This window comes from Microcoleus sp. S13_C3 (genome assembly GCF_036700905.1).
Taxonomy (GTDB): domain Bacteria; phylum Cyanobacteriota; class Cyanobacteriia; order Cyanobacteriales; family Microcoleaceae; genus Microcoleus.
The window spans coordinates 1-6,949 of sequence record NZ_JAUBPT010000253.1 but is presented as its reverse complement, the minus strand read 5'-3'; the positions used below and the strand labels follow the sequence as shown (position 1 = coordinate 6,949).

Below are 6,949 nucleotides of genomic sequence, written 5' to 3'. Positions count from 1 at the left end.
CGCCCGTCCTTTTTGGACGGGCGGGACGCCCATCCCACTTTCAAGAGTGGAAGTTATTTAATTCTCATTCCTTAGTGAGAAAGTTTCCAGCATTCTCGCGCAATCTCCCAATCCTCCTGTGTGTGAATTACCAAAATTCTCACCGCAGAATCCACTGCCGCAATATCTTGATCGATCGGTGAATGTTGATTTTTCTCCTCATCCAATTTTAACCCGATAAATCCAAAAGCTTCGCAAGCGGCAGCCCGTACAAGAGCAGAATTTTCCCCAACTCCCGCCGTAAAAATTAAAGCATCCAACCCTCCTAAACTCGCCAGCATGGCACCAATTCCGGCACGCAAACGGTGGATGTAAATATCCAAAGCAAGTTGAGCTCTCTGATTACCTTGGGCAAGAGCATCTCCAATCTGCCGCAGATCGCTAGACACCCCTGAAATCCCTTTTAAACCTGAATTTCGATTGAGAATACCATCAAGTTTCTCAGCAGTAAAATCGGATTGTTTTAATAGATGAATGAGAATGCCTGGATCGATCGAACCCGATCGACTTCCCATCATCAAACCTTCCAAAGGCGTAAATCCCATCGTCGTGTCAACACTCCAGCCACCGCGAATGGCTGCCAGAGAACATCCGTTGCCCAAATGACAGCTAATCAACCGCAAATCTGCCACATCTTGACCCAGAATGTCGGCGGCCCGACGCGCGCAATATTGATGGCTAATCCCGTGAAAACCGTAACGGCGAATCCCATTTTCCAGCCATTCATAGGGGCCGGGATAAACAAAGGCTGCGGGCGGCAATTGTGCGTGAAAAGCTGTATCAAATACTGCTACTTGTGGCACATTTGGGAGGATTTTTTCAACCGCTTCGATACCTTCGAGGTTAACCGGATTGTGAACGGGGGCGAAAACAGATAAACGGGCGATCGCCTTTTTAACATCCGGCGAAATTAACGTACTTTGCTGATAATCTTGTCCGCCGTGTACGACGCGGTGGCCGACAATATCAATCTCTTTTAAATCATTAATTGTTTGAGTTCTTCCCCTCCAAAGACTCTGCAGCATTCGAGAAATAGCATCTTCGCGAGACTCGGATGCAAATTCCTCCTCAAGCCGATCGCCTTTTGCTGTTTTGACTTTCAACTCTGCTATACCCTGCTGGTGAGTCCAATCAATTTGAGCCTCCCAGATGGGTTGCAAAGGTCGATCGGGGAGGACATCGTTTAACTCGTAAAGACAGCTCTTTTGGCTGCTAGAACCCGCATTTAACACCAGTATTTTCATGCTTTATTATGTCCTGTTGATTCGTTCTTTCGATCGCTAGGCGATTGCAATCGCATCTTGTCAAACTTTCATCCGCCTGCACAGACGAAGAAACCTTGAGATTCTGGGAAATTTTTTAAGAAATATGTCGAAAAATTAACTCTTAATGCAATGTGTAGCGAACAGTTGCATTTTTTTGATATATGTTCTAGGCAGATTTTCATTTACTAAAGTTTAAGGAGTCGATCGATGTTTACACCAATTTTACTTGCCGTTGCCCCCAGAACCGTAGAGTGGAGCCCCACGATCGGTTTGATTATGATTCTTTGCAATATTGTAGCTATTGCGATCGGCAAATCAACCATCCAGAAGCCTACCACAGGCCCAGCAATGCCCTCATCCAGTATGTTCGGCGGTTTGAGTTTGGGTGCCGTTGTGGGAACTATGGCCTTTGGTCATATTTTGGGAGCAGGTGCTATTTTAGGATTGTCTAACATAGGCGCGATTTAGTTGCAGAATGTATAGGGTACGCAGTGCGCGCGCCCTACCTGCAATTTCAAGTACCGGGTAAATTGCGGAGAGTCTCATCCATGTACGATCGATCGCCCAAAACTTCCAGCAGTGGCCCGTGCACCTCAAACTTAACAATACTGACAGAAGCTGCTAAAGCGGCAATGCGATCGCGATAACGTCCCAAATCAATCCCCAACAGACTGCACAGAATAATCCTAATAGTTGCTTTGTGGGAGACAACCAACACATTTCCATTCTTGTATTTTTCCTCAATTTCTGCAATAACTAAGGAAGCTCTACTGGCAATTTGCACCGAAGTTTCGCCGCCGTTTGGTGCATTCCAAGCAGGTTCAGTCAGCCAATTAATATAATCTTCTTCGTATTCTTTTTTGACCTCTTCTACTGTTTTGCCTTCCCACTCACCGTACTTAATTTCCCTCAGTCCGTCGCGAAGCTGCATTTCAATTCCCACAGCATCGCACAAAGGTTTTGCAGTAGCAATTGTGCGTTTCATGGGACTGACATAAACAGCATTCCAAGGCAATTTTGCGTAAGTGGCGGCAAACTGTTCTGCCATTTGAGAACCTTCGGGCGTTAATTCTGGGTCGATAGCCCCACAGAAACCGCCTGTTTTGCTGTAAGTGGTTTCACCGTGTCGCAGAAAGTAGATTTTTAAGCTCATGAGTTAATTGTGTGTGAATTTTACTATGTTAGCAAAAGAGTGTAAAAAACTCTTTCAAATCATCGAAAGCAGGATTATCCCAATCCCAAATATCTTTTTTGTGTTTCATAACATAATCAAACCCAGACATAGTGCATTTCCTGCCAGCTTTTGGAGCAACATTCAAAAAAAGTGCTTCTAGCAAGGCTGTCTTGCCAGCATTGTTTTTACCGCCGATTAAGAGGTATTACTCGCTCGCGCTAGCTTCATTATAGAGTGCGTGGATAAGCCCTGAGTTAATAATTCAAAATAAATCGATTAAACTTCTGCCACCGTTGTCAAATGAAGTTTGGAGCCAATTGATAAGATTTTTATCTAACGTTTCGCTTTCTTCTAAACGTTTCAAATCTTCACTTTGTTTGGCCATTTCTCGAATCATAAATGGATGACTGGCAATCTGATTTTGATACTCATCTATTACTTGTTGATTCCAAGTAATATCTCTAAAAGAAGCGTATTCATCCTGTCCCCCAATAAAATAGTCTAGTGTCTGGCAAACACATTCTGCTATCTTGACTATTGAATCTGGGGTTGGATCGAGACAAGCCTCCAATGTATAGCAAACTGCGTTAGCAGCTTCAAGCCCTTCAAAGCTGTAGCCTGCACCACAAAAATACTCCTCGTTAGGCATAACATCTTCACTTTCACAAGCCTGCTTTAATTCATTAATTATCTCCACATCTACTGAATTTCTATTTAGGATCTGCCAAATTTCATCAAGCGCTTTTCTCAGAGTTGAAGGACTGCCCCAAACCTCTTTTCGAGAAAAAGCATTGTAATTGGGAAGCAACCTTTCACAACAGGAAGCAGCAAACGCAACTCTATGGAACGGGGGAAGTTGCTCTAGTTTTTTTTGTAAAGCCTCAAAGTTAAAAGGGTGTAGATCCATAATTTTATATTCCAAATCTCCTATCTAAAGTCAATAATTGCCAATTTCAAATCGCTTAATCCCCAAGTACCTAAAAAAGAGGACACGGCACTGCCGTGTCCCTACACCAAAATAATCGAGATCGATACCATCAATCTAAATTACCCAGGCGCACCCGATCGCACGGTTTGATCTCCTGTCGTTGTCGGATCTTTCGTTTCCTTCGGCGCTTCCGACGAAACCGCGCCCGCGTGCGGCCACTGCCAGTCACGGATTTCCGGCATATCATCGCCGTGTTCGTTGATATAGTGCCTGTGTTCGATCAGCTTGTCACGGATAGCTTGTTTGCCGTAAGCTGCAACAGAACTCAGTTTTGGAACGCGATCGAGTACATCTCCAACTAAATGGAATCGATCGAGGTCATTAATCACCACCATATCAAACGGCGTCGTAGTCGTTCCCTCTTCCTTGTAACCCCGAACGTGAATATTCGAGTGATTTGTCCGGCGATAAGTCAAGCGGTGAATCAGCCAAGGATAGCCGTGAAAAGCAAAAATCACCGGCTTATCTTTCGTGAACAAAGTATCAAAATCCTTGTCCGACAAACCGTGGGGATGTTCGCTAGCAGGTTGCAGCGTCATCAAATCCACCACATTCACCACCCGTACTTTTAAATCAGGATAATCTCGGCGGAGAATGTCAACCGCAGCCAAAGTTTCCAGCGTTGGAACATCACCCGCGCAAGCCATCACCACATCCGGTTCGCCACCTTTATCGTTGCTAGCCCACTCCCAAATGCCGATGCCTGCCGTACAGTGTTTAATCGCAGAATCCATATCCAAATACTGCAATGCCGGCTGCTTCCCTGCAATAATCACGTTGACATAGTTGCGACTGCGGAGACAGTGATCCGTTACTGACAGCAAAGTATTCGCATCGGGCGGCAAATAAATCCGCACCACTTCCGCTTTCTTGTTAATTACGTGGTCGATAAAACCCGGATCTTGGTGAGAAAAACCGTTGTGGTCTTGTCGCCAAACGTGAGAAGTTAGTAAGTAATTCAGAGAGGCGATCGGTCGGCGCCAAGGAATGTGACGAGTAGTTTTCAACCACTTGGCGTGTTGGTTGAACATTGAATCGATGATGTGAATAAACGCCTCGTAGCAGGAGAAAAAGCCGTGGCGTCCCGTCAGCAAATAGCCTTCCAGCCATCCCTGACATAGATGTTCGCTGAGGACTTCCATCACCCGGCCATCGGGGGAGATGTGGTCGTCTTCGGGCAAAATTTCCCCCGCCCACACCCGGTTCGTCACTTCAAACACCGGATCGAGGCGATTTGAGGCCGTCTCGTCAGGCCCGACAATGCGGAAATTGGCGTTCTCTTGATTCAGTGTCATCACGTCTCGCAGGAAGCGGCCGGAAACGCGGGTTGCTTCTGCCATTACAGTGCCCGGTTTTTGCACGTCAATGGCGTAGTCTTCAAATTTCGGCATTTTCAAGTCTCGCAGCAGCAGGCCGCCGTTAGCGTGGGGATTTGCCCCCATACGTCGAGATCCCTTGGGCGCGAGTTCTGCTAATTCGGGAATTAACTTGCCGTTTTCGTCGAATAGTTCTTCCGGCTTATAGCTTTTCATCCAATCTTCCAGGAGTTGGACGTGTCCGGGCTTAGAAGCCATTTCCGAAAGTGGGACTTGGTGCGATCGCCAATAATCCTCAGTTTTCTTACCGTCAACTTCCTTCGGCCCCGTCCAGCCTTTGGGAGTTTTCATCACAATCATCGGCCACTGGGGACGGCCCGAATAGCCCTCTGTCCGGGCTTTTTCCTGAATCGCCTTAATTTCGCCGATCGCGGTATCGAGAGTTGCAGCCATCAACTGGTGCATCGTTTCCGGGTCTGAACCTTCCACCCAATAAGGTTTGTAGCCGTAACCGACCATCAAACTTTCCAATTCCTCTTGCGGAATGCGGGCCAACAGAGTTGGATTGGCAATTTTATAGCCGTTCAAGTGCAAAATCGGCAACACAGCCCCGTCGCGAACCGGGTTGAGAAACTTGTTAGAATGCCAGCTAGCAGCCAAGGGGCCGCTTTCGGCTTCCCCGTCGCCGACAACGGCCGCCACAATCAAATCGGGATTGTCGAAGACTGCCCCGTAAGCGTGGACGAGGGCGTAGCCGAGTTCGCCACCTTCGTGAATCGAACCGGGGGTTTCCGGGGCGACGTGGCTGGGGATACCGCCGGGAAAGGAGAACTGTTTGAACAGCCGTTTGATACCCTCTTCATCTTCGGAAATGTTCGAGTAATATTCGCTGTAAGTGCCTTCGAGATAGGTGTTGGCGACCAAGCCCGGCCCGCCGTGTCCAGGGCCTGCGATGTAGATGGTGTTGAGGTCTTGGGCTTTGATGATACGGTTGAGGTGAACGTAGATGAAGTTTAGCCCTGGAGTAGTGCCCCAATGTCCGAGGAGTCTCGGTTTGACGTGTTCGATTTTGAGGGGTTCTTTGAGTAGGGGGTTGTCAAGAAGATAGATTTGTCCGACGGATAGGTAGTTTGCCGCCCGCCAGTAGGCGTTCATTTTGTGTAGTTCTGAGTCGGAAAGCGGCTTTAATTGCGGGATCTCGGTTGTTCCTAGCATCATCAGCTATTGACTCCTAAGTTGTGGTTGTTTTGTAAAGTGCGATCGTGAAGTGCGATCGATATTAATTGGTTATCTGTGACATTTTGTATTTAAACTCCATGTCTTTCACGAAAACTATTGAATTATAGCTGGTTTATGTCTCTCTGAAAGTTTAAATCAATGTTAATTTATGGCAAAACATCGCACAATTCTGAGGGAAGAAAGGGGAAGGGTTTCGGGGATCAAGGAATTCAGCAATAGAAAATAGGATTTAAACAAGATTTTTCGGAGAGTGTGCATTGCGAACCGATCCGTAGATGTTGCGAGTGGTGGGATATGTTGTGCAAGTACCGAAAAATATACTTCTCAAGGTAGAAGTCAATCGATTTTAGATTTTAGATTTTAGATTTTAGATTGAAGCATTGACCCTACGGATAAATTCGGGGGGCAAGTTTCATCGGATACACGTTTTTTATTTGTCCGTCCTGAGTCTGCGAAGGAATGAATCCGGGGGTTTGTATCCTGGATGCTTTCGGTCATCATGATTTATACCTAAAGTTGATTGTACTTTGTGCCTGCCGATGGCTCATACCGGTTCTCAAAAAAAATCCAACTGTAGGCAATATCCAAAGCTTTATGTCCTCAGTCATTCCCAATTCTAAAATCTAAAATCTAAAATGGTATGACTCGTTTTGTTTTAAAGTTTTTTATGTTCGTTTAATATCGGGGTAAAAGGGCGAGCAATTTTTATAAGGAGAGAGATTTAGCCTGAAGTTAAACAGATAGAGGAATGCTATTTCATTTGTGAAAAAGCTTTTTTTTATGAACCGCAGAGGCGCAGAGGGCGCAGAGGAAGAGAGCAGAGAGAAAGGAATTGCGTATAATAATAGCAAATAAGTAGGTCGGTATAAAAAAACAAAGGTAAGTAAAGAAATGTTAACAACTAGAATTGGAACTGAATTTAAAGCGA

5 protein-coding genes are annotated in these 6,949 nt (G+C 45.8%); 1 reads left to right on the top strand and 4 read right to left on the bottom strand.

Annotated elements, in window-relative coordinates:
• Positions 1 to 71: 71 nt before the first annotated feature.
• Positions 72 to 1,283 carry an acetate kinase gene (locus QUA16_RS34895; RefSeq protein WP_333109186.1) on the bottom strand — a complete coding sequence of 404 codons (1,212 nt, stop codon included), beginning with the start codon at positions 1,281 to 1,283 and terminating at the stop codon, positions 72 to 74.
• Between the two features lie 228 nt (positions 1,284 to 1,511).
• Here QUA16_RS34895 and psaK point away from each other — a divergent pair, with 228 nt between their 5' ends.
• Positions 1,512 to 1,772, top strand: coding sequence for a photosystem I reaction center subunit PsaK (psaK, locus tag QUA16_RS34890; RefSeq protein ID WP_333109188.1), 261 nt, complete (start codon positions 1,512 to 1,514; stop codon positions 1,770 to 1,772).
• 46 nt (positions 1,773 to 1,818) lie between these two features.
• On the opposite strand, the gene QUA16_RS34885 is transcribed toward psaK, so the two are convergent.
• The 3 genes from QUA16_RS34885 to QUA16_RS34875 form a co-directional block, all read right to left on the bottom strand.
• On the bottom strand, positions 1,819 to 2,457 hold the full coding sequence (locus QUA16_RS34885) for a histidine phosphatase family protein (RefSeq protein ID WP_333109190.1): 639 nt from the start codon (positions 2,455 to 2,457) through the stop codon (positions 1,819 to 1,821).
• 283 nt (positions 2,458 to 2,740) lie between these two features.
• Entirely contained in the window at positions 2,741 to 3,385 is a 645-nt protein-coding gene (locus tag QUA16_RS34880) for a DUF416 family protein (protein WP_333109192.1), read from the bottom strand.
• A gap of 140 nt (positions 3,386 to 3,525) precedes the next feature.
• A complete protein-coding gene (locus tag QUA16_RS34875; protein ID WP_333109194.1) occupies positions 3,526 to 6,000 on the bottom strand; it encodes a phosphoketolase family protein in 2,475 nt (824 codons plus the stop codon).
• Between the last annotated feature and the right edge of the window lie 949 nt (positions 6,001 to 6,949).

Excerpts from the sequence above, each read along its gene's own strand:
- QUA16_RS34895 (WP_333109186.1), bottom strand. The coding sequence starts at position 1,283 with ATGAAAATACTGGTGTTAAATGCGGGTTCTAGCAGCCAAAAGAGCTGT.
- psaK (WP_333109188.1), top strand. The coding sequence starts at position 1,512 with ATGTTTACACCAATTTTACTTGCCGTTGCCCCCAGAACCGTAGAGTGG.
- QUA16_RS34875 (WP_333109194.1), bottom strand. The coding sequence starts at position 6,000 with ATGATGCTAGGAACAACCGAGATCCCGCAATTAAAGCCGCTTTCCGAC.
- QUA16_RS34880 (WP_333109192.1), bottom strand. The coding sequence starts at position 3,385 with ATGGATCTACACCCTTTTAACTTTGAGGCTTTACAAAAAAAACTAGAG.
- QUA16_RS34885 (WP_333109190.1), bottom strand. The coding sequence starts at position 2,457 with ATGAGCTTAAAAATCTACTTTCTGCGACACGGTGAAACCACTTACAGC.